At 69.6% G+C, this 23,402-nt stretch carries 18 protein-coding genes; 12 read left to right on the plus strand and 6 right to left on the minus strand.

From position 1 onward, the window contains the following. Positions 1 to 37: 37 nt before the first annotated feature. Complete coding sequence (locus OO71_RS08065; RefSeq protein ID WP_051791266.1) at positions 38 to 766, minus strand: PaaX family transcriptional regulator C-terminal domain-containing protein; 729 nt, start codon at positions 764 to 766, stop codon at positions 38 to 40. A gap of 102 nt (positions 767 to 868) precedes the next feature. Here OO71_RS08065 and OO71_RS08070 point away from each other — a divergent pair, with 102 nt between their 5' ends. From OO71_RS08070 to OO71_RS08080, 3 genes are all read left to right on the plus strand, one after another. Continuing rightward, positions 869 to 1,708, plus strand: a complete 840-nt coding sequence (locus OO71_RS08070) for an SDR family oxidoreductase (protein WP_033288988.1) — start codon at positions 869 to 871, stop codon at positions 1,706 to 1,708. Positions 1,709 to 1,798: 90 nt separating this feature from the next. Further along, positions 1,799 to 3,121, plus strand: a complete 1,323-nt coding sequence (locus OO71_RS08075; protein WP_211260460.1) for an MFS transporter — start codon at positions 1,799 to 1,801, stop codon at positions 3,119 to 3,121. A 115-nt stretch (positions 3,122 to 3,236) separates the two neighbouring features. Next, positions 3,237 to 3,929, plus strand: coding sequence for a GntR family transcriptional regulator (locus tag OO71_RS08080; protein ID WP_051791267.1), 693 nt, complete (start codon positions 3,237 to 3,239; stop codon positions 3,927 to 3,929). Positions 3,930 to 4,081: 152 nt separating this feature from the next. Here OO71_RS08080 and OO71_RS08085 read toward each other — a convergent pair whose 3' ends face one another. The 3 genes from OO71_RS08085 to OO71_RS46225 form a co-directional block, all read right to left on the minus strand. After that, positions 4,082 to 5,560: an NAD(P)/FAD-dependent oxidoreductase gene (locus OO71_RS08085; RefSeq protein WP_033288989.1), complete on the minus strand. Its 1,479-nt coding sequence runs from the start codon at positions 5,558 to 5,560 to the stop codon at positions 4,082 to 4,084. Beyond that, positions 5,557 to 6,495 (minus strand): ornithine cyclodeaminase family protein, encoded by a 939-nt coding sequence (locus OO71_RS08090; RefSeq protein WP_033288990.1) that lies wholly within the window; start codon positions 6,493 to 6,495, stop codon positions 5,557 to 5,559. The genes OO71_RS08085 and OO71_RS08090 overlap by 4 nt, the downstream gene beginning before the upstream one ends. 290 nt (positions 6,496 to 6,785) lie before the next feature. Next, entirely contained in the window at positions 6,786 to 9,206 is a 2,421-nt protein-coding gene (locus tag OO71_RS46225) for a penicillin acylase family protein (RefSeq protein ID WP_034263026.1), read from the minus strand. A 105-nt stretch (positions 9,207 to 9,311) separates the two neighbouring features. Between OO71_RS46225 and OO71_RS08100 the strand changes: the two genes are divergently transcribed. The 5 genes from OO71_RS08100 (at position 9,312) to OO71_RS08120 (ending at position 15,954) form a co-directional block, all read left to right on the plus strand. Beyond that, positions 9,312 to 9,839 carry a nuclear transport factor 2 family protein gene (locus OO71_RS08100; protein ID WP_162186047.1) on the plus strand — a complete coding sequence of 176 codons (528 nt, stop codon included), beginning with the start codon at positions 9,312 to 9,314 and terminating at the stop codon, positions 9,837 to 9,839. 368 nt (positions 9,840 to 10,207) lie between these two features. Further along, positions 10,208 to 11,287, plus strand: a complete 1,080-nt coding sequence (locus OO71_RS08105; RefSeq protein WP_033288992.1) for an LLM class flavin-dependent oxidoreductase — start codon at positions 10,208 to 10,210, stop codon at positions 11,285 to 11,287. Beyond that, positions 11,284 to 12,213: an LLM class flavin-dependent oxidoreductase gene (locus tag OO71_RS49955; RefSeq protein ID WP_033288993.1), complete on the plus strand. Its 930-nt coding sequence runs from the start codon at positions 11,284 to 11,286 to the stop codon at positions 12,211 to 12,213. The genes OO71_RS08105 and OO71_RS49955 overlap by 4 nt, the downstream gene beginning before the upstream one ends. Continuing rightward, positions 12,206 to 14,674 (plus strand): xanthine dehydrogenase family protein molybdopterin-binding subunit, encoded by a 2,469-nt coding sequence (locus OO71_RS08115; protein ID WP_084144787.1) that lies wholly within the window; start codon positions 12,206 to 12,208, stop codon positions 14,672 to 14,674. The genes OO71_RS49955 and OO71_RS08115 overlap by 8 nt, the downstream gene beginning before the upstream one ends. Continuing rightward, entirely contained in the window at positions 14,671 to 15,954 is a 1,284-nt protein-coding gene (locus OO71_RS08120) for a helix-turn-helix domain-containing protein (RefSeq protein WP_033288994.1), read from the plus strand. The genes OO71_RS08115 and OO71_RS08120 overlap by 4 nt, the downstream gene beginning before the upstream one ends. Here OO71_RS08120 and OO71_RS08125 read toward each other — a convergent pair. Both OO71_RS08125 and OO71_RS08130 read right to left on the minus strand, forming a co-directional pair. Continuing rightward, entirely contained in the window at positions 15,951 to 16,448 is a 498-nt protein-coding gene (locus OO71_RS08125) for a (2Fe-2S)-binding protein (protein ID WP_156096222.1), read from the minus strand. The two genes, OO71_RS08120 and OO71_RS08125, sit on opposite strands and share 4 nt — an antisense overlap. Before the next feature lie 5 nt (positions 16,449 to 16,453). Next, positions 16,454 to 17,263 (minus strand): FAD binding domain-containing protein, encoded by an 810-nt coding sequence (locus OO71_RS08130; protein ID WP_051791270.1) that lies wholly within the window; start codon positions 17,261 to 17,263, stop codon positions 16,454 to 16,456. Positions 17,264 to 17,339: 76 nt separating this feature from the next. On the opposite strand from OO71_RS08130, the gene OO71_RS47180 reads away from it, so the two are divergent. From OO71_RS47180 to OO71_RS08150, 4 genes are all read left to right on the plus strand, one after another. Further along, positions 17,340 to 18,467 (plus strand): DUF1028 domain-containing protein, encoded by a 1,128-nt coding sequence (locus OO71_RS47180; RefSeq protein WP_051791272.1) that lies wholly within the window; start codon positions 17,340 to 17,342, stop codon positions 18,465 to 18,467. A gap of 106 nt (positions 18,468 to 18,573) precedes the next feature. Continuing rightward, on the plus strand, positions 18,574 to 20,529 hold the full coding sequence (locus OO71_RS08140) for a primary-amine oxidase (RefSeq protein WP_033288996.1): 1,956 nt from the start codon (positions 18,574 to 18,576) through the stop codon (positions 20,527 to 20,529). Positions 20,530 to 20,615: 86 nt separating this feature from the next. Continuing rightward, complete coding sequence (locus OO71_RS08145) at positions 20,616 to 21,992, plus strand: APC family permease (protein WP_051791274.1); 1,377 nt, start codon at positions 20,616 to 20,618, stop codon at positions 21,990 to 21,992. Further along, positions 21,989 to 23,401: a purine-cytosine permease family protein gene (locus OO71_RS08150; RefSeq protein ID WP_033288997.1), complete on the plus strand. Its 1,413-nt coding sequence runs from the start codon at positions 21,989 to 21,991 to the stop codon at positions 23,399 to 23,401. Before OO71_RS08145 ends, OO71_RS08150 begins: the two co-directional genes overlap by 4 nt. Position 23,402 lies beyond the last annotated feature (1 nt).

A 23,402-nucleotide genomic window follows, 5' to 3' on the forward strand; every position in this document is an offset into this window, starting at 1 on the left:
CCCCAGCATCCGCCTGGACGGGCGCATCGGGAAGCGTTCAGGTCACCGGGTTGCCGAGAAGGCTGCGCCGCATTTCGACGAGCCACCGTTTGTACGCGATGTGTGACGCCCGCAGCTGGTCGCCGGGCCAATCGGCGGGTAGGAGGTCGTCGGGCAGGACCGGGTCGGCGAGGAGGTGACGGCCGGAGGTCGCGCACGCGGTGAAGCGGAGCACGGGGTCGTCGGTCGCGGTGGCGTCGAGCAGTGCGCGGGCGGTGGTGGCCCAGCTGTTCAGGTCCCAGAGGCGCCCGGCGAGCTCGGCGGGCTGCTCGACGGCGGCGCCGGTGAAGCGCTCGGTGACCTCGGCGACGTCGCCCGGCAGGCGCATTTTCAGGTTGGCCGGACGCGTCCAGGTCCCCTCGCGCAGCTCGGCGAACCGCAGGTCGGACAAGGTGCTGCGCAGGTCGGCGCGGTCGCTGGCCCGGCGGCCGGTCGCGGTGACGACCACCAGGTCCCACGTGCCGTCCCACGCGTGGGTGGACGGGTGCACCGCCTCCTCCTGGCGGCGCTGGCGGGCCGCGAGCCGGGCGGAGAGGTGGTACGCGCCGTCCTCGTCGCGGACGACGTCGCCGGCCGCGGTCATCCTCGACAGCGTCACGCGCACGGTGGGTTCGGCGAAGCCGACCACGGACGCGGACACGACGAGCTCGCGGGTGGTCAGCGCGGGGACGTCCGCGCCGAGCAGCATCGTGAGCAGGGCGGACCTGGTGCTGACGGGCTTGAGCATGATGCCGCCATCTTAACGTCTGCGCGACGACTGTCGGCGAAGTGTTGTGACATAGGTCTAACGTTCTAGGGACGGCTGTCGTCAGTGTGTAACAGTTTCGGGATGACGGAGAATCCAGCCGGTGGACGCCTCACCGGACGCACCCTGATGATGTCCGGCGGCAGCAGGGGGATCGGCCTCGCCATCGGCCTGGCCGCTGCCCGGGAAGGCGCCAACGTCGCGCTGCTCGCCAAGACCGACCGCCCCGACCCGCGCCTGCCCGGCACCGTGCACACCGCCGCGGCCGAGATCGAGGCGGCCGGGGGACAGGCGCTCGCGGTGGTGGGCGATGTCCGTGACGAGTCCTCTGTGGACAATGCCGTTGCCAAAGCCGTGGAACGCTTCGGTGGCATCGACATCTGCGTGAACAACGCGTCGGCCATTGCCTTGGCGCCCACGGCGGAGCTGCCGGTGAAGCGGTTCGATCTGATGACGCAGATCCAGCTGCGCGGTACCTACCTGCTCACCCGGGCCTGCCTGCCGCACCTGCGCCAGGGTACGAATCCGCACATTCTTTCGCTGAGCCCGCCGGTGAACCTGGCACCGGAGTGGCTGGGCAAGCATCCCGCGTACACGCTGGCGAAGTACGGCATGTCGCTGCTGACGCTGGGGTGGGCGGCGGAGTACGCGTCCGATGGCGTTGCCGCGAACTGCCTGTGGCCGGAGACTCTGATCGCGACTGCCGCTGTCCAGAACCTCCTCGGCGGCGACGAGGCGATGGGCAAGGCGCGGTCACCGGAGATCGTCGCCGATGCCGCGGTGGAGATCCTGGCCCGGCCTTCCCGCGAGTTCACCGGCCAGGCGTTGCTGGACGTCGACGTCCTGCGCTCGGCCGGGGTCACCGATTTCTCGCGCTACGGCGGCGATGTGCTGGAGTACGACCTCTTCGTGGACCGTACGTGATTTCCTCAGTGCGGTAGGCAAAGCACCGATGGTTTCCGGCTCCGGTCCTGCCGATACTCGGGTGGATACGCCATCGGAGGAGGAACCGGAGTGGACGCGACCTCGGTGTACCGGCTCAGCGATCGGATGGACCGGATCCCGGTGGTCACGCCGCGGCACCGGGTCTGGCTGGCGTGTCTCGGCCTGCTGCTGATGTTCGATCTGGCCGACCTGAACGCGTTTTCCTATGCCGCGCCGAAAATCCGTGAGGAATGGGGACTGTCGCTCGGCGGCGTCGGGTTCATTACCGCGGCGTCGTTCATCGGCATGCTCGCCGGGTCGGTCGTGGGCGGGCGGCTGGCCGACCGGATCGGCCGGAAACGCCTGATCGTCGGGGCGACGCTGTTCTACTCGGCCTGCTCGCTGGCGTCCGCCTTCGCGGTGGGCGAGGCCGACCTGGGGGCGTACCGGATTCTGACTGGGGTGGGCCTGCAGGCGGCGCTGGTGGGGGTGCTGACGTACTTGGCCGAGATGTTCCCGCGGCGGCTCCGCGGCCGGATCCAGGCGCTCGCGCTGGCCGTCGCACAGCTCGGCGTGCTGGCGATGGCGTTGTTCGCGCGCTGGGTGGTCCCGCTGGGAACCGGTTCGTGGCGCTGGATTTTCGTACTCGGCGCGGGTGGCGTGGTGGTCGCGCTGGTGGTGGCGAAGGTACTCCCGGAATCGGTACGCTGGGCGGAGACTGATCGGGCGCGGGCGGTGGTCGAAGACGTGGAAGCGTTGGCCCGCCGGGTCACCGACCTGCCCGAGGTTGTCCCGCTCGCTCCGGCTGTTCCGGCGTCGCCACGGGAACTCCTTGCCCGCCCGTACCTTCGGCGGTTGCTTGTCGTCGCTGTTTTTCTCACGTTGTCGCTCACGGTGTTCTACGGATTCAACGCCTGGGTACCGACTTTGCTGGTGGAACGGGGATTCACGACCGCGCAGAGCCTGACGTTCGGAGCGATCGTCGCGGTCGCCGCCTGCCCGGGCGCGCTGGCCGCGACCGCGGTGATCGACCGGTTCGAGCGGCGGACTGTGCTGTCGGTGTTGTGCGTTGCGATTGCCGCGCTGCTGCTGGTGTTCGGCCTGGTGGGGAACTTCGATGTGCTGGTGGTGACGGGGTTGCTGACGGTCCTGCTCATGCAGATGGCGACCGCCTGCGCGCTGACCTACCTCCCGGAGATCTTCCCGACCCGCCTCCGCGGCCTTGGCTTGGGCATCGGCAACGGGGTGAGCCGGATCGGGGTATTCGGGTCGACGTTCGTGATCGCGGGGCTGGCGGGAGGGCTGGGTAGCTGGGCGGTGTTCGTCTTTTTGTGCGCGGCGGGGGTCGTCGGTGGGGTGGTGATCGGATTGCTGGGGGAACGCACCCGGGGACGGTCTTTGGAGGAGATCTAGGCTCGTTTTGCTGGCTTTGGCTTTGGTTCCGCCGGGTTTTGGTGCCTGCGGTGGTCGGCAGGCCGGGTACCCCTGGGTACTATTGCACTACCGCCCGCGGACCCCCGGAGGCCGAATGACCGCGACCTACCTCGCCGACCAGCTGCGGCTCGGCTCCGTCACGCGGGAATCAGGCCTCCGGCAACAGGTCGTGGAAGCGCTGCGAGCCGCGATCATCTCCGGCCGGATGCGCCCCGGGGTGGTCTACCCGGCCCCCATGATCGGGGAAATGATGGGCATCTCGGCGACCCCGGTCCGCGAGGCCATGCTGGACCTGGCGCGCGAGGGGCTCGTCGAGGTGATGCGGAACAAGGGTTTCCGGATCACCGGAGTGTCCGAGCACGAACTGGACGAGCTGGCGGAAACCCGATTGCTCCTGGAAGTCCCGACGATGCGCGCAGTCGCCCGCCGCACGGACGAGGAAACCGCCACGGCGCTGCGCGAGCTGCTCCCGCTGACCGAGGAACTCGAACGCGCGGCGGAAACGTCGGAACTGGTCACGTACATGCAGATGGACACCGAGTTCCACACCCGCTTCCTGCTACTGCACGGCAACGAGCAGCTGGTGAACGTGGTCCGAAGCCTGCGAAACCGAAGCCGCCTGTACGGCCTCGAGCGACTGGCGAAAGCAGGCCGCCTGATCGAGTCCACCCGGGAACACGCACAGATGGTCCACCTGGCTCTTGACCATGACCATCGAGGCTTGGAAAAGCTGACGCGCCGCCATATCGGCCACGTACGCGCAGATTGGGCCCGAACGGAAGGGTGATCTGCTCCTGACGGCCGCCAATCGGATACAGACTCCGGGTGGCTGCTGCCGGGCATGGGCTGCGGGGCGGGTTCGGCCGGCATCAGCCTGCCCTGCACGGGCACTGGGTATGCGGCCCAACCTGACTGACCCACCGTCCGCTCGGGTGCGTGCTACTCCGACGCCCGGTCGATCAGATCGCTCGCGAGAACTGCGCTGCGGGGAGCGAGGGTCATTCCGAGCGTCCCATGTCCGGTCACGGCGAAGAGGTTACCGAGCATCCGGGCAATGATCGGCAATCCGCTCGGAGTCATCGGGCGGGCGCCGACCTGCCCGTGCCCGGGATGGTCGATCGCGCGGATGGCAGGCAGCACCCGTTCGGCAGCACGGCGGAGAGCGGCGAGATCACCGGGATCCGGCTGAGGCTCGGACGCGGGCGTGTCGCCGGTCCGCGTGTCGCTGGTCGGTTGCTCGGCAGGTCGAAGTGTGCTGTCGGCCTGTGGCCGGGTGGATCGCGTACGGGCGGTCCGCGTGGTGGCGGGTTGTGCCTCGTCGGTCTGCATGCCCCCGCTCCAGGCGTTGCCGGTCTGCGGCTCGTCGGATTGCGTGCTGCCGTTCAAACCTCCGAACCGAGTGGCGGTCCCCGTTTTGCCGAGCCGGGTGGTGCCCGACGGTGCACGCCCGAATCGGTTGCTGTCCAAGGGGATTCCTCCGAAGCGCATTCCTCCGGTGATGCGTACCGAATCCGGGCCTGGGTTGACGACCACGTGATCCTCGATCCCCATCAGTGTGCTCGTTGCGAGTGGGCCGGTGGTGGGCAGCACCAGACTCCACCCGTAGCCGGGCTCCACTGGTAGCCGCACGCCGAACAGGCGGCCGACGGCGCGGCTCGACGCTCCCGTTGCGATCACGAACCTGTCCGCGCGCACGACTCGGCCATCGGCTGTGCGGACAGCCGTTACGCGTGCGTCGGTGACGTCGGCGCTCACTACCTCGTCGGCGCTGAACTGCACGCCATGGCGACGTGCCGCGTCGATGACGGCGGTGGTTACGCAAGCTGGGTCGAACGAGATGTCCCCAGGATACTGCACCCCACCGACAAAACCGTCCGCCAGAGATGGTTCGACGTCGCGGAGTTCGGCGGCAGTGATGGTCCGGCTGGCAATGCCGATTCCGGCGAGGCTGTTCGCCAGCGCGATCTGACCGTGGAGTGCCTTGCTGCTTCGTGCCACGTAAAGCCATCCGCTGCGGCGCAGGCCCAAAGACACTTGCTCTCGCTGGGAAAACTCGTCGTAGAGGGGTACACTTGCTTGTGTCATCTCATAAATCGTGCGTGCGGCTCGGTGTGCGCGCAGCGGCCGGGACGCGATGCCGAACTGCGCCATCCACCACAGGGTGCGCCGGCTCAGCGGACGGCTGAGCTGCAGGTCGTGCCCGAGCCCGATGATCGATTTGACCCCGGCCAGCAGCGACTGCGGGTTCGACATCGGTTTTGCGTAGCTGAGGGCCAGAATTCCGGCGTTGCGCGTCGACGCCCCGGTGCCCGCGCCGGGATCCAGCACCTCGACGTCGTCGCCGCGCCGGGCGCGTTCGTAGGCCAGGTAGGCGCCCACGATCCCGCCGCCGATCACGACGGTCCGGGTACCGGTCACGGCGTCTCCGCGTTTTGGCGCAGGAACTGGTCCGCGAGGAGCCGGGCGATTGCCCAGTCCTGCACGGCAAGTCCGACGGATTTGAACACAGTTCTGGTGTCCGGGAACGAATTCCGCTGCAGTGCATCGCTGAGGGGAACCAGGTCGTCCTGCCGGAGCGTACCGGTTCCGATGGCGTGGATGATCTCGCCGGACTCTTCGAGGACCGCGGAAAGGTCGTCCACCACAAGGTAAGAGGTGGCGAGCAGGTGGTCGGGCAGCTCGCGCATGTCCGGCCGGAAGGCACCGATGGCGTTGACGTGTGCCTGCGGCGTCAGCGCTTCGGCCCGGAACAATGGCTCGCGGGTGGTGGTCGCGCAGCAGATGATGTCCCGTCCGGCGACGGCTTCCTCCGCGTCGGACGAGACGCCGATCTTGGTGCCGGGGAGGTCGGCGGCCAGCTGGGCGGCGAGGGTTTCGGCGCGGGTGAGGTCGCGGTCCACCAGGGTCAGCTCACGCAACGGGCGGACCGCGTGCACGGCGCGCGCCTGGTCCGCGCCCTGCGCCCCGGCGCCGACGACAGTGCAGGTGTCGGCGCGCGGGGGCGCGAGGAGGTCGGTGGCAACGCCGCTGACCGCGCCGGTGCGCAGGGCGGTGACCGCCGACGCGTCCGCCGCGATCTGGCCGGTGCGGTCGAGATCGGTCCAGGTGACCGTGCCGACGATGGACGGCGTCCGCGAGCCGAAGTTGAGGCTGAGCGTCTTCACCATCGCCGAACGGCTCGGCCGGTGGTGCGCGGTCATGACCAGGAACTGCCCGTCGGCGAGCGCGGTCCGCAGGGGCATCTCGAATTCGCCGCGACCGTAATCCAGGAAAGCCTGCCGGACGGCCGCGATCGCCCGCGCCATCGAGACATTCTCCCGCACGGCACCGGCATCCAGCCGGACGATCTCCATCACAGTCCCTCTCTCTGTCCGGGTGGGCGTGCTTCGCCGAACCATGCCGACCATAGCCAGTGCCATGGCACAGTGCAATAGCACTGGGAGGGATCCCGCGATGCGGACGGCGGCGGGGGTGTTGGCGTACGGCAGTGGTCCGCGGGGTGCGGCGCGGGTTTTGTGGGATGGCGGGGTGACTGTGGTGCGGCGGTGATTGGCGTGGTGCAGTCGGGTCTCACCGCGCGGGCAGTGGTTGGCGTGGTGTAGCTGGGTTCGCCGTCCGGCAGTGGTCGGCGAGGTATCCGCGGCTACATGGGCAGCAGCTGACCGTTGGCCCACAAGGGAAGTTGTTTTCCCTCCGGGAGGATCCAGCGGGACGAGGGGAGGTCGGCGAGGTCGAGGACCTGGCGGTACACCGCGCAGTTCGTCACCGAGTAGCCGTCCCATGGGTGGGTGGCGATGGCGATCGTCTCGTTGTCGCCGCCTATTGGGTACCGTTTGTCGGCGGTCAGGGCGTGGTGGGTGCCCCAGGGGGCGGGGACGGAACTGTCCCAAGCCGCGGCCAGTGCGGCGGTCAGGGTGGCGTCGGGGAGGTCGGCGCGCTCGGACCAGGTCAGGCGGGCAAACCAGCGGTTGGCCAGCACCGCGGTGACGGGCAGGGGGCCGGTCAGGAGGAACGCGGCCAGGTCGGCGCCGTGCCGGTCTTGCAGGACCTGGCGGGCCAGCGCGTGGCGGAAAGCGGCGTACACGACGGCGGGGCCGTGGGCGTCCAGGTGACCGTCCAGCGCGACGATGGTGCGGCGGGCTTGTTCTGCGGAGCCCTGATACGGGCCACGCGTGGATAAAACCGCAGCCCAGTCGGCGGCGGCCAGGGACCGGACGTCGTTCTGGTACCCGGCCAGTTCGGCCACGGTGTGCCGGGACCGCGCGGCGAGCAACTGGTGTACCCGCTCAGCGCGATACCAGTCGACGACCGGATGCGCGACGACCGGCGCCGGTGCGGCGGACACGATATTGTTGGTATTGACCAGGATACCACCTTCCGGATCTTCTTCCCGGGGCATTTCCACGAACGGGACCCGGCCTGCCCAAGCGGTGCGCGGATCCCAAGCTGGCACCGGAAGCACTGTCCCGGCAAGGGAAATCCGGCGGGGGAGGGCGCCGCGCAGGAGGTAGCCGACGTGGCCTGCGGTGTCGGCGGCCAGCAGGTTGTTGACCGGGTCGGTCCACGGGGCCTGGACGTCGAGCAATTCCCGCACGGAACGGGCGGCGATCATCTGCCGGGGTACGTCCATGTCGTCCCGCGCGTGCTCGAAAAGCGTCCACCGCAGCGACAATGCGGGTCCGGTCCGCGGATTTCCGTGTACCACCATGCCGCGAGGGGTGCGCCAGCAGGGTTCCACCACGGACTCGCCGCCGGCGACCTGGATGGTCGAAAGAGATTCCTCCGCAACGCCCCAGCCGTCCGGGTTGCGGACGTGGACCACGCCGTCCCGGGTTTCGAATTCTTCGATCAGCAGGTCCTGGGCGTCGGCACCGCTGTTCGTGATCGCCCAGCCGACGGAACCGTTGTGACCGAAATGCGGGAACCCGGGAAAACCGGGGAAAGTCGCGCCCCGGACGGAGAATTCCGGACAGCTGAGCCGCGCCTGCCAATAGGGGTTCGGCATTTCCGGGGCGCGGTGGGCGTCGTTGCAGAGCACGGGGTACCCGGTGGTGGTGCGGCTGCCCGCGACGGCCCACGCGTTCGAACCGCCGACCACGCTCGTGAGAAAGCCGAGGTGGGTTGCCGCGGCGGCGAGTTCGTCCGCGGCGTCCGTGACGAGGCGGCTGCGCGGATCGTCCGGCCCGATCTGCGCCCCGGCGGGCACCGTGACCGGCATGTCCGCGGCGGCTCCCGGGACGAGGTCCTGCAGCGCGGCGACCCCGAACCGGGCGGCGATCACGCCCGCCGCCAGCTTGTGCTGCCAGGCACCCATCAGCACGTGCCGGACCGCGAAGACCGCCAGGCTGTGCCACGGTTCCCACGGCTCGAACCCGATACCGGCCTGCTCGAACTCGGGCGGAAGCGGACCGGCCGCCGCGGTGTTGGGACCGGCGGCTGTGGCGTTGGCTCCGGCGGCGGTGGTGTCGGGACCGGTGGTTCCGGTGTTGGCTCCGGCGGTTGCGGTGTTGGGACCGGTGGGCGCGGTGTTGGGACCGGTGGTTGCGGTGTTGACCCCGGCGGCTGTGGCGTTGGCTCCGGCGGTTGCGGTGTTGGGACCGGTGGGCGCGGTGTTGGGACCGGCGGTTGCGGTGTTGACCCCGGCGGCTGTGGCGTTGGCTCCGGTGGTTGTGGTGTTGGCGCGGGCGGCTGTGGTGTTGGGACCGGTGGGCGCGGTGTTGACCCCGGTGGTTGCGGCATTGACCCCGGCCGCCGCGGCGTTGACGCCGTCTGCGTAGGCCTGGAACCGGTCGCGGGCTGCGGGGCTGAGGTGGGCGGCGTCCCGGCGGGCGAGGGAGTCAAGGCGGAGGCGGCGGGCGAGGCGGTCCGCGGGCAAGGCGGACCGGCCTGCGTGCTCGGCGGTGCGGCCGGTCGCGCGGCGGCGGTCGGCGTCGAGCTGCCAGAGCCGGTCGGTGCCCGCGGCCCAGCCGAGGCCGAACCAGGCGCCGTGCTCCGTCGTGGCCGTGACGTGCGGAATTCCGGCTTCGTCCCGGTGCACGACGACGCCCGGTATCGGCTCGGTCATCGGTCCCTCCTCAAGGTCCGCAAAGAGGCCGTATTACCCGCTGAACCCGTCGGCTGCCGTGTTCGAGGGTTGTCCGCTGCCGAATATCGGGTATATTTCGGTCGTATGTCAACCGCGATGGATCCCCACGCCGTCACCGAGGACGTCACGTTCGACGGCGGCACCCCGGCGGAGCAGCGGGCGGTGCTCGCCGCGTTCCGCACGTTCTGGACGGCCAACAACACCTTCGACATCCCGCTGCTCGAGACGATCTGGGGCAGCGACCCGGACGACGTCTACTTCAACTCGAACGGCCACAACTACCACGGGGTGGAGGAGTGGAAGGAGGTCTGGCGGTACTACGGACCGCGCTTCGTCACCACGGTGGAGGCCCAGCTGAGCCGGGTCCGCGTGCTGATCCGGGACGGGCTCGCGGTGGTGAGTGACGAGGGTGTCCGGCGGGAGTGGGAGGCCCACGACGTCGACACCAACTCGACGACCGTTGCGGCGACTCCGCGAGTTCGCGGCACCGTGGTGCTCACGAAGACGGGCGCCGGGGCGGGGTCGTCGGGGGCCGGGTCGGAGTGGCGAGTGGTCCACGCGCATTTCTCGCCGCGGCGCAGTGGTCCGCGGGTGGCGACGGATCGGCAGTGACGTCGGGGAGGGCGGTGCGGGTGACTGCGAAGACGTCGGATCTGGTGGCGAGGGTGCCGGGGGCGGTTGCGAGGGCGCGGGATTCGGCCGGGAGGGCGCGGGACTCGGCCGGGAGGACGCGGGACTCGGCCGGGAAGACGCCGGACTCGGCTGGGAAGACGCCAGATTCGGCCGCGAAAACGCCGGACTCGGCCGGAAAGATACCGGATTCGGCCGGGAGGATGCCGGATTCGGCCGGGAGGGCGCCGGACTCGGCTGGGAAGACGCCAGATTCGGCCGCGAAAACGCCGGGCTCGGCCGGGAAGATGCCGGACCGGGTTGCGTCGACGGTGGGACCGGCTGCGGGGGCGTCGGGACTCGCCGCGACTATGCCGGACCCCGCAGGGAAAACGCCGCAGACACCGCGCACTCCGCAGATCCCAAAGGACCCCGTCTTCGGGTTCGGGTTCGGGCGTTACATCGAAGCCTCCACCGCCGTCCGTCTCGCTCCAGAGGCCGAAGCGCTCGGCTACCACCAACTATGGGTCTCGAACGAACGCTTCCACCGCGACATGCTCGTCACCCTCGGCGCTGCAGCGGCGGTCACCGCCACGATCGAGCTCGGGACCTTCGTGGCCGACCCCTACACCGTGCATCCGCTGGTTACCGCCGCCGCCGTCGCGACCTTGGACGAGCTGTCCGGCGGGCGGGCCTTGCTCGGGCTCGGCGCGGGTGGGTCGGGGTTGCCGGAGATGGGGTTGCGCCGGGTCCGTCCACTGCAGACAGTCGCCGCCGCGCTCGAAGTCACTCGGGCATTCCTGCGGGGGGAAACGGTTTCCGCCCAGGCCGACGTGTTCGCGGCCGAAGGGGCTCGCCTGGCGGTCAAGGGGTCGCGGGCGGTGCCGATTGTGCTGGCGTCCCAGAGTCCGAGGATGTTGCGGCTCGCCGGGGCGGTCGCCGACCAGGCGATGATTGCCAGCCTCGCGTTGCCCGGCCGGTTCGAGGAGGCGGCCGGGCGGGTGCGGGCCGGAGCGGTGGAAGCGGGCCGGGAGTGGCGGATCGACCGGGACGTCGTCGCTCGGATCGACTGTTGCGTCGACGACGATCCGGCGCGCGCCCGCGACGCCGTCCGTCCGCTGATCACGCAGCTGCTGGTCGGCTACTACCCGCGCTGGGAGTTTCTCGGCGAGGCGCGCGGGCAGATGCCGCCGGAGCTCGAAGCGTTCGCCGCCGCGAAGGATTACCCAAGGATGCTGGCGGCTTCGGCGGCCATCCCCGACGCTGTCCTCGACGCCGTGAGCTGGACCGGTCCGCCCGAGACCGTCGCGAAACGGGTGCTCGAGCTGGCCGCGACGGGGGTACGGCGGTTCGTGATCCTTCCGCATGCGCTGGACCGGGACATCGCACCCACGATGCGGGCCTTCGCGGATCGGGTGATTCCGCTGGTCCGCGACGGTCTGGTCACGTGAAAGTCCCGACGCTCGGCCTCGCCCTCGACCTCGCACCGCCGGCCGGGGAGACGTACGCGGACCGGCTGCGCGCCCTCCGTCCGTTGCTCGAAAGGGCGGGGCCGCTGGGATACGACAGCATCTGGGCCGGGGAAAGCTATGTGTACCGGCGCGGCGACCCGATGGGTTTCCATAGCCCCAACGCGCTGATGGCCCTCGTCGCGCTGGCCCCGTTCACTACCGTCGCGCGGCTCGGCACGGGCGCGCTTCTGGTGCCTGCATGGGAAAACCACCGCCTCGCGCACGACGTCGCACTCGCCGACCAGCTGACCGACGGACGGCTGGTGCTCGGCCTCGGTCTCGGCCCGCGGCGGATGTGGGCGGCCCGCAGCGCCGACGGCCGGATCGGCGCGGAGTTCGAGCGTACGGTGGAGAATTTGCGCAGCCGATGGACCGAGCCGTTGCCAGTTCAACCGGCAGGTCCGCCGGTATGGATCGGCGGCGCGATCCCCAAAGCGGCGGAGCGGGCAGCGCGGATCGGCGACGCGTACACCGCCTCGACCGGGTACGAGCTCGGCTTGATCCGCAAGCAGGCCGAACGCTACCGGGCCGCCGGCGGAACGGGTGCGGTGTCGGCCAACCGGCTCACCGTGATCGCCCGGTCGGAGTCCCGCGCGCACCACTTAGGACAGTCCTATGTGGACCCACTGCTGGCAGCCTACGCAGCCGCCGGTACCTGGCAACCCGGCGCCCCACGAGACGACCTCGCCCTGGTCGGGACGCCGGAAACGGTCGCCCGCGCGATGCTCCGGTACGTCGAGGCCGGGGTGACGCACCTCCAGCTCCGCATCAGCCCCCGCGGCCTGCCCCTCGACGCGGCGGCGGAGACTCTGGACCTGGCGGCCACCGAGGTGGTACCTCTGATCCAGGAGTTGATCGATGGCTGACCCGCACAGCGCACCCCCGCCGGACCCGCCACGGGACCCACCGCCGCCTCGCCCCGGCCCCGGCCCGGTGGACTGGCCCCGGCTGGCCGCACCCGAACCAAAAAGCCGCAATGTGCTCGGTAAATCCGTGCTGCGCAAGGAAGATGCCGCCCTGCTCACCGGCCGGGCGCACTTCATCGACGACATCGAACCGCTCGGTACGCTGCACGTCGCGATGGTCCGCAGTCCCGTCCCGCACGCTCGGATCGAGAGCATCGACACCACAGCCGCGCGAGCCGTTCCAGGTGTACACGCCGTGCTCACCGGTGCCGAACTGCGCGCCCACACGCGTCCGCAACCGGTCGGCTGGCGCAATATCGAGAACCAGCGCGACACCGGCAGTTACGCCATGGCCACCGACAAAGTCCGGTACGTCGGCCAGGTCGTCGCCGCTGTGGTCGCCGACAGCCGCGCGCTCGCCGAGGACGGCGCCGAGCTCGTCGAGGTGACCTACGCCGAACTGCCCGTCGTACTCGACATCGACGAAGCCCTCGCCCCGGACGCCCCACGGCTCTTCGACCACTGGCCGGACAACGTGCTCGCCTCCAGCACCAACAGTTTCGGCGACATCGACGACGCCTTCGCGACAGCCGAGGTCATCGTCACCGAACAGTTCAAGATCGGCCGGGATTTCGCGTGCCCGCTGGAAACCCGGGGCATGGTGGCGACCTGGCACGACCTCGACGAGCCCGGCGCGGTCGGTGCCGGACGGCTCGACTTCTGGGTCAGCACGCAGTCGCCGCACCGGGTCCGGGAGACGCTGTCGGAGGTGCTCGGCATCCCGATCGGTGCGGTGCGCGTGCAGGTGCCGTCGGTCGGCGGCGGGTTCGGCAGCAAATCCAACTATTACGGCGACGACGTCGTGTGCGCGGTGCTGTCGAAGCTCACCGGCCGTCCGGTCAAGTACATCGAGGACCGCAACGAGAGCTTCGTCGCCACCTCGCACGCGCGCGAGCAGCGGATCGACGTCGAGCTGGCCGCCCGCCGCGACGGCACGCTGCTCGGGCTGCGGGCGCAGGTCGTCGGCGTGCTCGGTGGCGAGGTCAGCAGCGTCGGCATGGGTCCGGTGTGGATCACGACGGTGGCGATGCCCGGTCCGTACCGGATTCCCGCCGTCGAGATCACCGCGACCGGCGTGATGACCAACCGCGCCCCGTACGGCTCGTTCCGCGGCTGGGGTCAGCCGAAGGCGAACTTCGCGATGGAGCGGATGATCGACGTCCTCGCCGCCGAGCTCGGCATCGATCCCAACGCGATCCGGTTCGCCAATCTCGTTCCCGCCGAACAGCTTCCGTACTCCAACGGCCTCGGCTGGGTGTTCGACAGCGGCGATTTCGCGGCCGGGCTGCGCCGCTGTATCGAGCTGGTACAGGAGCACGGCTGGACCACCGAACACCACGGCGCGCAGCGGGTCGGGATCGGGTACGCGACCTACGTCGAGCCCACCGGAATGGGCGTGAGCCGCTCCATCGCGACCGCGCTGAAGATGAACCAGGCCGGTTTCGACGAGGAAATCGTGCGGATGGACTCGACCGGCCGGGTCACCGTCTTCACCGGGCAGAGCGACATGGGCCAGGGCGTCCGGACGACGTTGGCGCAGGTTTGCGCGGAGACTCTGGGGGTGCCGTATTCCGACGTGCAGGTGCGGTACGGCGACACCGATTCGTGCCCGTACAGCGGCTACGGCACCGGGGGCAGCCGCGCCGCCACACTCGGCTCGGTCGCCGTTCACCAGGCGGCACAGCAGGTACGCGACCAAGTGCTGGCCATCGCCGCGCACCAGCTCACGGCCGCCTCGGAGGAACTGACGATAGAAGATGGCATCGTCCGTGTCATCGCCGAACCCGAGCGCATGGTGCCGGTGGCCGAGGTCGCGCATGCCGCGTACCGGCGGATCGACCGGATGCCACCCGACGCGCAGCCGACCCTCATCGGCCGCGCGGTGTACGACCCGCCGGCGCGCTCGTTCAGCTACGGCAGCGTCGCGGTGCGCACCGAGGTCGACACGGAGACCGGGCACGTGCGGGTGACCGGGTTCGTGATGGTCGATGATTGCGGGGTGGTGATCAACCCGGGCATCGTGAAGGGCCAGATCCGCGGCGCGTGCGCGATGGCGCTGGGCGGCGCGCTGCTGCAGGAGCTCGTCTACGCCCCGGACGGCCAGCCGCAGACCACCACCTTCCTCGATTACCGCGTGCCGACCGCGGCCGAGGTGCCCGATTTCGTCCTCGACCACCTCGAATCACCCGCCGCGTTCGTGCTCACCGGCGTCAAGGGGGTCGGCGAGGCAGGTACGATCTGCGGACTGGCGGCCGTGGCCGCGTCGATCGACAACGCGCTGGGGCCTGCTCGCGTGCGCGTCACCACGTTGCCCGCGACGCCGGAACGGGTCCGCGACTGGTACGGGAGCACACTGACGTGATCGGATTCGTCGGAACGTCCGACACGGTCGAACGTGCGCAGCGGGCCGCGGAGTCGATCGGGCTCGGCGACCGGTTCGTCGCCCGCGCCTACCGGCTCACGCCCGAGGTCGTGGAACCCGCCCGTGAGCTCGACCAGTTCTGCGAGGTCATCCTCTTCCCCGGCCGGATCCCGCACCACCTCGCGCTGCGGGCGTCGGGTTACGAGTACCGGGCCGCGCTGCTGTACGTCGCCGAGAGCAGCAACGATCTCTACCGCACGCTGATCGAGTACTTCCGCGGCCCGCTCCCGCATCCGAAACCGCAGCGGATTTCGATCGACATGTTCGACCGCGACCTGGTCCGCGAGGTCTTCGACGACCTCAAGCTCGGCGCGCCGAAGCACGTCCTTCCGATCGACGACATCGGCGGGGACTGGGGGGACGTCAACGCGAACGTCCTCGATTTCCACCTCCGGCTGCTCGAAGCGGGCGAGGTGGACATGTGCGTCACGGGTTTGCGTTCGGTGCACGAGGCGCTGTCCGAGCGAGGCGTGCCGAATCTGCGTGCCGACCACACCGTGGCCACGTATCGGGAGGCACTGCAACGCGCCGACCTGACCTCGTTGACGCGCCGGTCGCAGGCCCAGCAGCTGTGCGTCGGCTGCACGGCGCCGATCGAGGACGGCACGCCCGAGGCCGCGCGCGAAGCCGCCCGGCTGCTGGCCGACGCGCTCGGCGGCGCGGTCGGCGAACTGAGCTGGGACCCGGGACAGCCGACCGTGCAGCTCAGCCGCGGTGACCTGGAGGCGGCCGTCGCTGCCCATCGGGCCGGCGAGCCGACCGGATTCGACGTGCTGGACGGGACGTCGGTGGTGGTCGGCTTCGGGGTCGGGCTCAGCGTGCGGGACTCGAGCGAATGCGCCCGGCGTGCGCTCACGATGGCGGTCCGGTCGGTGAGCAACTGCGTGACCTACAGCGATGGGACCGTCGTCGTGCTCGGCCGGGCGGGCAAACAGCGGGCGCATTCGCTGCGGTCGGGGGACAGCGGTATCACGGGCCTCGGACCGACGGTGGTGAACCGGCTGCTGGAGATCTTCCGCCGGGTCGACCCGGAGGCGGTGAGCGCGGCGCAGCTGGCCACCGAGTACGGCATCCGCGAACGGTCGGCACGGCGGATGCTGGGGCAGCTGGTGGTGGCCGGTCTGGCGGAGCGGCTGGGCAAGGAGGGCGCGCCGGGCGCGGGGCGGCCGCGGACGTTGTATCGGGTGAAGGTGAGCCGTCTTGCGGAGGGGGCGGATTAGTCGCGGGTGTAGTGCTCGATGGCGTCGACGATGGTTTCGTACCCGGTGCAGCGGCAGATGTTGCCGGAGATTGCCTCGCGGATTTCGGCCCGGGTCGGCTGGGGGTTGGCGGCGACCAGTTCCAGTGCGACCATCAGGAATCCTGGGGTGCAGAACCCGCATTGCAGGGCGAAATTCTCGGCGAAGGCGCGTTGCAGCGGGTGCAGGTGGTCCTTTTCGGACGGTGCGTGGCCGGTGCGGTCGGTGAGGCCTTCCACGGTGCGGATCCGCGCGCCGTCGGCCTGTGGGGCGAACATCAGGCATGACCGGGCGGTCCGGCCGTCGAAGTCGATGGTGCACGCGCCGCAGACGCCGTGTTCGCAGCCGAGCCGGATGCCGGTCAGGCCGCACGAGCGGCGCAGTGCGTCGGCGAGCGTGTCGCGGGTCGTGCATTCGAAGGTTTGCTCCCGGCCGTTGATCTCGGCGGTCACCAGGATTTTCTTCGACGGTTCCACGGTCCTCACCGCCCGGCTTCGAGGAGTGCGCGGCGGGTCATGACCGCCGTCAGTTCGCGGTGGTCCATGGCGGCTGCGGCTTGCTCGATGCGTTGGGGCGTAAGGATTTCCCCTTCCAGGAGCTGTTCGGCGGCGAGTACCCGCGCGGGTACGCCACCGGCAGCCAGTGGGACGATCACTGCCTGCGTCACCCGGTTGCCGTCGAGGATGAGGCGGACCGCCGCTCCGGCGAGTGCGAAATCGCCGCTTCGCTGGGTGAATTCGACGAATGCCCAGTGCTGGTCCGGATTCCCGACGTCGATGCGGACCTCGGTGAGCAGTTCACCGGGCTCGATTGCCGTCGTGTAGTGGCCGACCAGGAATTCCGTCACCGGCAGCACGCGCTCGCCCCGCTCGGAGGTCAGCACCACCTCCGCCCCGAGCGCGACGGCCGCCGCCGGGATTTCCGCGGCGGAATCGGCGTGCGCGAGGCTGCCGCCGATGGTGCCGCGGTTGCGGATCGTGACGTGCCCGATGTGCGCGGCGGCCCGGCTCAGCAGCGGGGCGTGCGCCTGCACCACCGGGCTCAGCTCGACGTCCCGCTGCCGCGTCATCGCGCCGATGTGCAGGGTCGTGCCGTCGACCCGGATGCCGTCGAGCCCGGGGATGCGGTTGAGGTCGACGAGCAACCCGGGACGGCTCAGCCGCAGCGCCATCAGCGGGACCAGGCTCTGCCCGCCCGCCAGCGGCCTGCTCTCGACGTCCGGCTCCGCCAGCGCACTCAGCGCGTGCGCGAGGGAACGCGGCCGTTCGTAGTCGAAGTCCGCGGCCTTCATGCCACCTTCCGAGGGTTGCCCGGCTAATGTCCTAAATATAGCCGAATTAGGGCTCGGGTCAACGAGGACGGTACCGATGACTTACACGATTGCCGGCTGGGACCCGGTGGAAGGCCAGGCCGGGCTCGCGACGGTGTCGCATTCGGCGAACGTGACCGCGAAGGTGCTGGCGGTGCGCCGCGCCGGGCCGGTGACCGCGCTGGTCGCCGCGCAGGCGTTCAGTGACCGGACGCTGGGGGAGCGGACGGCGGAACGCTTCGCGCGGGGGATGGCCGGACCAGGTGTTCAGCCGTTTCGCCAGGTCGTCGGGGTGACCTCGGAGGGGCGGTTGCTGGCGTGGACCGGCGAGTGGTGCGTCCCGGTCGCGGCCGGGTTCGTGGATGCCGCGGGCGGGTTCGCGGTGGCGGGCAACATGCTGCACGACGATGGCGTCCTCCCGGCGATCGCCGACGCATTCCGCCGTACCCACGGGGATTTGGCGGTGCGCTTGCTTGCCGCGGTCCAGGCCGGACACGCCGCGGGGGGTGACCTGCGCGGGGACCGATCGGCTGGGCTGGTTACCAGCGACCTGGGAGGGGGTCGGTCCGCCGGGCTGGGCACCGGCGACCCGCGTGGGGGTCGGTCGGCTGGGCTGGGCACCGGCGACCCGCGTGGGGACGGATCCGCTGGACTGGGCACCGGTGACTTGCGAGGGGGTAGGTCGGCTGGGCTGGGCAATGGTGACTTGCGCGGGGGTCGGTCCGCTGGACTGGACACCGGTGACTTGCGCGGGGACCGGTCCGCCAGGCTGGGCACCGGCGACCCGCGAGGGGACGGACCCGCTGGACTGGACACCGGTGACCTGCGCGAAGGCCGGTCCGTCCGACAGGTCACCGGCGAAGTAGACCTCCGGGTCGAGCTGGACCCCGACCCGGTTGCCGCCCTGACCCGCCTGTACGCGGTGACCACTCGGCACGAAGCCCGTCGCGCCTGTCGTGACTGGATCATGGCCGACCGGCCGGACCGCGCGCGGGCTCGGCGGCTGTTGCGGCAGCTGCAGGGGGAGGGCGTCGACGATCCCGAAGGGGCCGCTTGGCAGGCCGTGCTGCAGGACGCCGTCGGGGTGCGGCCATCGGGCGGTGACCTGCCCGGGAGCCCGGCTCAGCGGCTGTACGCCGGGTTTGCGGCGATGGCGGCGCGGTGGTCCGACGCAGGTCAGCCTTGATTCGGTCGCAATTCGGTCGTACAGTGCTCCCCATCCCGGGCACCGGCTCTTCGGCCCACTGGTTCCCGGAAGTCGCCGGAGCAGGCATCCGTTCGAGGAGGCATCGATGACGGCAGTGTCGCCGCGGACCGCGGCTACGCATCCACTGGAACCGCTGACCGCCGAGGAGATCGCGGCCGCGGGCCGGGTTCTGCGCGAACACGGCGGTCTCGGCCCGAGCTTGCGGTTCGTCTTCATCGCGCTCCACGAGCCGCCGAAGGCCGACGTGCTCGGCTGGGCGCCGGGGCAACCGGCGCTGCCGCGTGAAGCCGAGATCGTCGCGTACGTTCGCGACGAGCGGATGACCTACGAGGCCGTCGTTTCTCTGGACGATGAGAAAATCGCTTCCCTGAGCGCAGTGCCGGGGGTGCAGCCTGCGTTCTTCCACGAGGAATTCACCCGTTGCGCGGAGGCGGTACGGGCCGATTCGCGGTGGCAGGAAGCCATGCGCAAACGCGGCGTCACCGATTTCTCGCTCGCTCTCATCGACACTTGGGCACCCAGCTGGACCGGCCCGGACGACGACGCCGCGGCGCGCCGGCTTGCCCGTCCGCTCACCTGGATGCGTGCTGCCCCAGGGGAAAACGGCTACGCCCGTCCGGTGGAAGGGCTCGTCGCCGAGGTGGATCTCGACACTTTCGAGGTCCTTGACATTCTCGACCACGGAGTGGTCCCACTGCCGCCGAACCCGGGCAATTACGGGGCACCGTGGCAATTCGCGCCGGACAATGTTCCGGCGTATTCCGGCTATCGCGCGGACGTCAAGCCGATCGAAATCACCCAGCCCGACGGACCCAGTTTCACCGTCGAAGGCCACGCGGTCACCTGGCAGCGCTGGCGGTTGCGGATCGGGTTCACCCCGCGCGAAGGCCTTGTCCTGCACGACATCGGCTACGACGACCGCGGCCGGGTGCGGCCGGTGCTCTACCGCGCGTCGCTGTCGGAAATGTGGGTGCCCTACGGCAGTCCGGCGCCGAACCACCGGTTCAAGAACGTGTTCGACGAAGGCGAGTACGGCGTCGGTGTGCTGGCCAATTCGCTCACCTACGGTTGCGATTGCGTCGGCCACATCCGCTATTTCGACGGCGTGGTCAACGATCCCGACGGCGGCGCGGTGACCATTCCGAACGCCGTGTGCATGCACGAGGAAGACGTCGGCATCGCGTGGAAGCACACCGATCACCACGAAGGCGTCGAGGTGCGCAGGCGGCGGCGGTTGGTGGTGTCCACGTTCGTCACCGTCGGCAATTACGAATACGGCTATTTCTGGTACTTCTACAACGACGCCACCATCGAGTACGAGGTCAAGATGACCGGGATCGTCTCCACCGGCGCCTTGGCCCCCGGCGAGACCCCCGCGCACGGCACGCTGGTCGCCCCGCAGCTGTACGCCCCGCACCATCAGCATTTCTTCAGCGTGCGTCTCGACATGGCGGTGGACGGCCGGCACAACCGCGTGGTCGAAGTGGACTCGGCGCCGAGCCCGCCCGGGCCGGAGAATCCGCACGGAAACGCGTGGGACGTCGTCAAAACCGTGCTGGGCAGCGAGAATTCCGCGCAACGCGACGCTGATCCGGCTCGGGCGCGGTATTGGCGGATCGAAAGCACCACGGAGAATTCCGCGCTCGGCCAGCCCACCGCGTATGCCCTCATGCCCGGACCCACCGTGCCGCCGATGCATTCCCGGAGCGCGCTCTTCGCCGGCCGGGGTGCCTTCGCCGACCATCAATTGTGGGTCACCGCTTACGATCCGGCGCAACGCTACGCGGCCGGGGACTATCCCGCGCAGAGTCCCGGCGGCGACGGGCTGCCCGCGTACACCGCCGGGGACCGGCCGCTCGACGGCACCGACCTCGTCGTCTGGCACACCCTCGGCGCACACCACATCGTGCGCCCCGAGGACTGGCCGGTGATGCCGGTGAGCACCGTCGGTTTCATGCTCAAGCCGAGCGGCTTCTTCGACGGCAACCCCGCACTCGACCTCCCGCCCAGCGCGTCCGAAGAGCACTGCCACCACGACTGAACTCCGGCCGAAGGACTTCCCATGGGTCGAACCTCCGGTGCTGCAACGGCGCAGCACCGCTCCACCGGCGCGCCGAGGGCCGCCGCATGACCGCCGAACGGACGCTCCTGCGCCGCCTCGGCTTGCTCGGCGTCGTTTTCTTCGGCGTCTCCTACATGGCCCCCGCCGTGGTCAATACGACTTTCGGCGTGGTATCCCAACTCAGCGGCGGCGCGGCCCCGATGGCTTACGCCGTGGCCACTGTCGCCATTCTTCCGACTGCCGTGGCATACGCGGTCCTGGCCCGGAATTTCCCCACCGCAGGCTCGTCTTACACCTACGTCAACGAAACTCTCGGCCGGGTATTCGGCTTTTTCACCGGCTGGGTGATCCTCCTCGACTACCTGTTCCTCCCGATGGTCGTCTGGCTCCTGCAAGCCATTTACCTCAACGCGCAATTCCCCGGCATTCCGGTGTGGGTGTGGCTCTTGCTCAACGGGGCCGCCACCACCGCGATCAACCTGCTGGGCATCGTGCTGGCCGACCGGGTCAACACCTGGCTCACCGTCGCCTCGATCCTCGCCACGGCCGGAACCGTAGTGGTGATCGGCATTTTCCTCGGCGGCCATTCCGCCGAGCCGGGAGCGCCGGGTCCATTGTGGAATGACCAGGCCTCATGGGGAACGATCGGCGCCGCCGCCGCGGTCGCCGCGTATTCCTTCCTCGGATTCGACGCGATCAGCACGCTGAGCGAGGAAACGCGAAACGCCCGTCGGAACATTCCGCTCGGCATCATGCTGACGGTGGTCATCGGCGGTATCATCTTCATCACCGTCTCGCTGCTCATGCAGTTGCTGCATCCCGGTGGCCAATTCGACAACGCCGACACCGCGGGGTACACCTTGCTCGCGGTGGCCGGTGGGAATACCTACGCGAACATCACCAACCTGGTTTTCGTGGTCGCCAGTTTCGGTTCCGGGCTCGCCATCCAGGCGACGTCGAGCAGGCTGATGTTCGTGATGGGCCGCGACGGGGTGCTGCCGCGCGAAACGTTCGGACGGCTCAGCCGGGCGTTTCGCGTACCGTGGATCAACATTCTGATCATTGCCGCGGTCGGCCTGATCGGATTGTTCCTCACCCTGGAAAGCTCGACCGCGCTGATTAATTTCGGCGCCTTCCTGGCTTTCGCGATGGTGAACCTCGCGTTTCTCGCGTGGCTGTGGCGCCCTGGCCGTCCGGACCTCGCCACCGGAACCCGCGTCCTGCTGAGCGTGCTGCCGATTGCGGGGGCCGCCGTGGATCTGTACCTGTTCGCCAATCTGCACGTCCAGGCCTACCTGGTGGGCGGTTCCTGGCTGGTGCTCGGAATCGGCTGCCTGGCATTCGTCACGAAAGGGTTCCGGCGGCCGGTTCCCCGGCTCGGCAGCGAAACCGGCGAAACCGGAGAAAGCCCGTCCCGGATCGGGGAGGTGGAGAAATCATGACCAAGCCATCGCGCATCGAAGTCCGCTCGTTCGATTACGTCCCGCTTTCCGAACGGTCCGGAAAAGCATGGCACCAAGCGCCGTTCTGGTTCACCGGCCAGTTCGTGGCGACCACCATGATCATCGGGTTCATCGGCCCGGCAATGGGACTTTCCCTCGGACTGTCCATTGTGGCCGCCGTACTCGGCGCGGTGTTCGGCACGTTCTTCATGGCCTTCCACGCCAATCAGGGTCCCACGATGGGGCTCCCGCAAATGATCCAGTCCCGCGCCCAGTTCGGTGTCCGGGGTGCGACAGTGCCGATGGCGGCGGCGCTTTTCCAGTACCTCGGCCTCGGCGTGCTGGGCCTGGTGCTCACCCCGCAGGCAATCGGCATGGTGCTGCCCGGCCCGGCGCCGCTGTGGGGTCTGGTGGTGCTGGTGCTCGGGGTCGTGCTGGCCATCGTGGGGCACGATCTGCTGCACGCCGTCCTCCGCTGGCTGCCCTACGTCGCAGTGCCGTTCTTCGCGGTGCTCACCGTCCTCGCGCTGGTCCACCTGCATCCGATGCCCCCGACGCCGACGGAAATCTCGCCGGTGACCGCATTCATGGCGCAATTCGCGGCCTCAGCGGCCTACCAGCTCGGCTATGCCGTGTACGTCTCGGACTATTCCCGTTATCTGCCCGAGAGCACGCCGTCGCGGGCGTTGATCGGCTGGACGTTCCTCGGTGCGGTCGGCGCGCCGCTGTGGCTGACCCCGCTGGGCTCGTTCATCGCGTCGTCAGTGCCGGTGGCCGACGCGCTGCCGAACCTGCGCGACGTCGGCGACCTGCTGTTCCCCGGATTCGGCACCCTCGCGGTCGTCATCACCCTGGTGCCGATCTCGATTGCCTTGCTGGGCATCAACCTCTACGGCGCCATGCTGTCCGTGGTGAGCAGCGTGGCGGCGTTCCGCCCGATTGAGCCCACGGTCCGGGTGCGTGTGATCGGCGTCGTGGGCGCGGGAGTCGTTTCGTACCTGGGTGCGCTGGCCACCCCGGCCGCGTACCTCGGCACGATGAACGCATTCCTCCAGATCGTGCTGTACCTGCTGGTGCCATGGACGGCTGTCAACCTAGCGGACTACTACTGGGTGCGGCGCGGGCATTACGCGATCACCGCACTGTACGACCCGTCCGGGATCTACGGCAGCTGGAACGCGCGCGGCCTGGTCGCGTACGGGCTCGGGCTGGCGGCGATGGTGCCGTTCATCTCGCTCGGGTTCTACGTCGGCCCCGCCGCGAAACTGCTGGACGGCGTCGACATCGCGTTCGCCGTCGGGCTGGCCGTCGCCGGAGGTGCTTACCTGGTGATGGCCCGCGGTTTCCGCCGCGAAGACGAACACGCGGCCGTCGAGGCGAGCAAGAGCCGGCTCGCGGCCGCCGACTGAG

Source organism: Amycolatopsis jejuensis (genome assembly GCF_000717335.1).
GTDB classification, from domain to species: Bacteria; Actinomycetota; Actinomycetes; order Mycobacteriales; family Pseudonocardiaceae; genus Amycolatopsis; species Amycolatopsis jejuensis.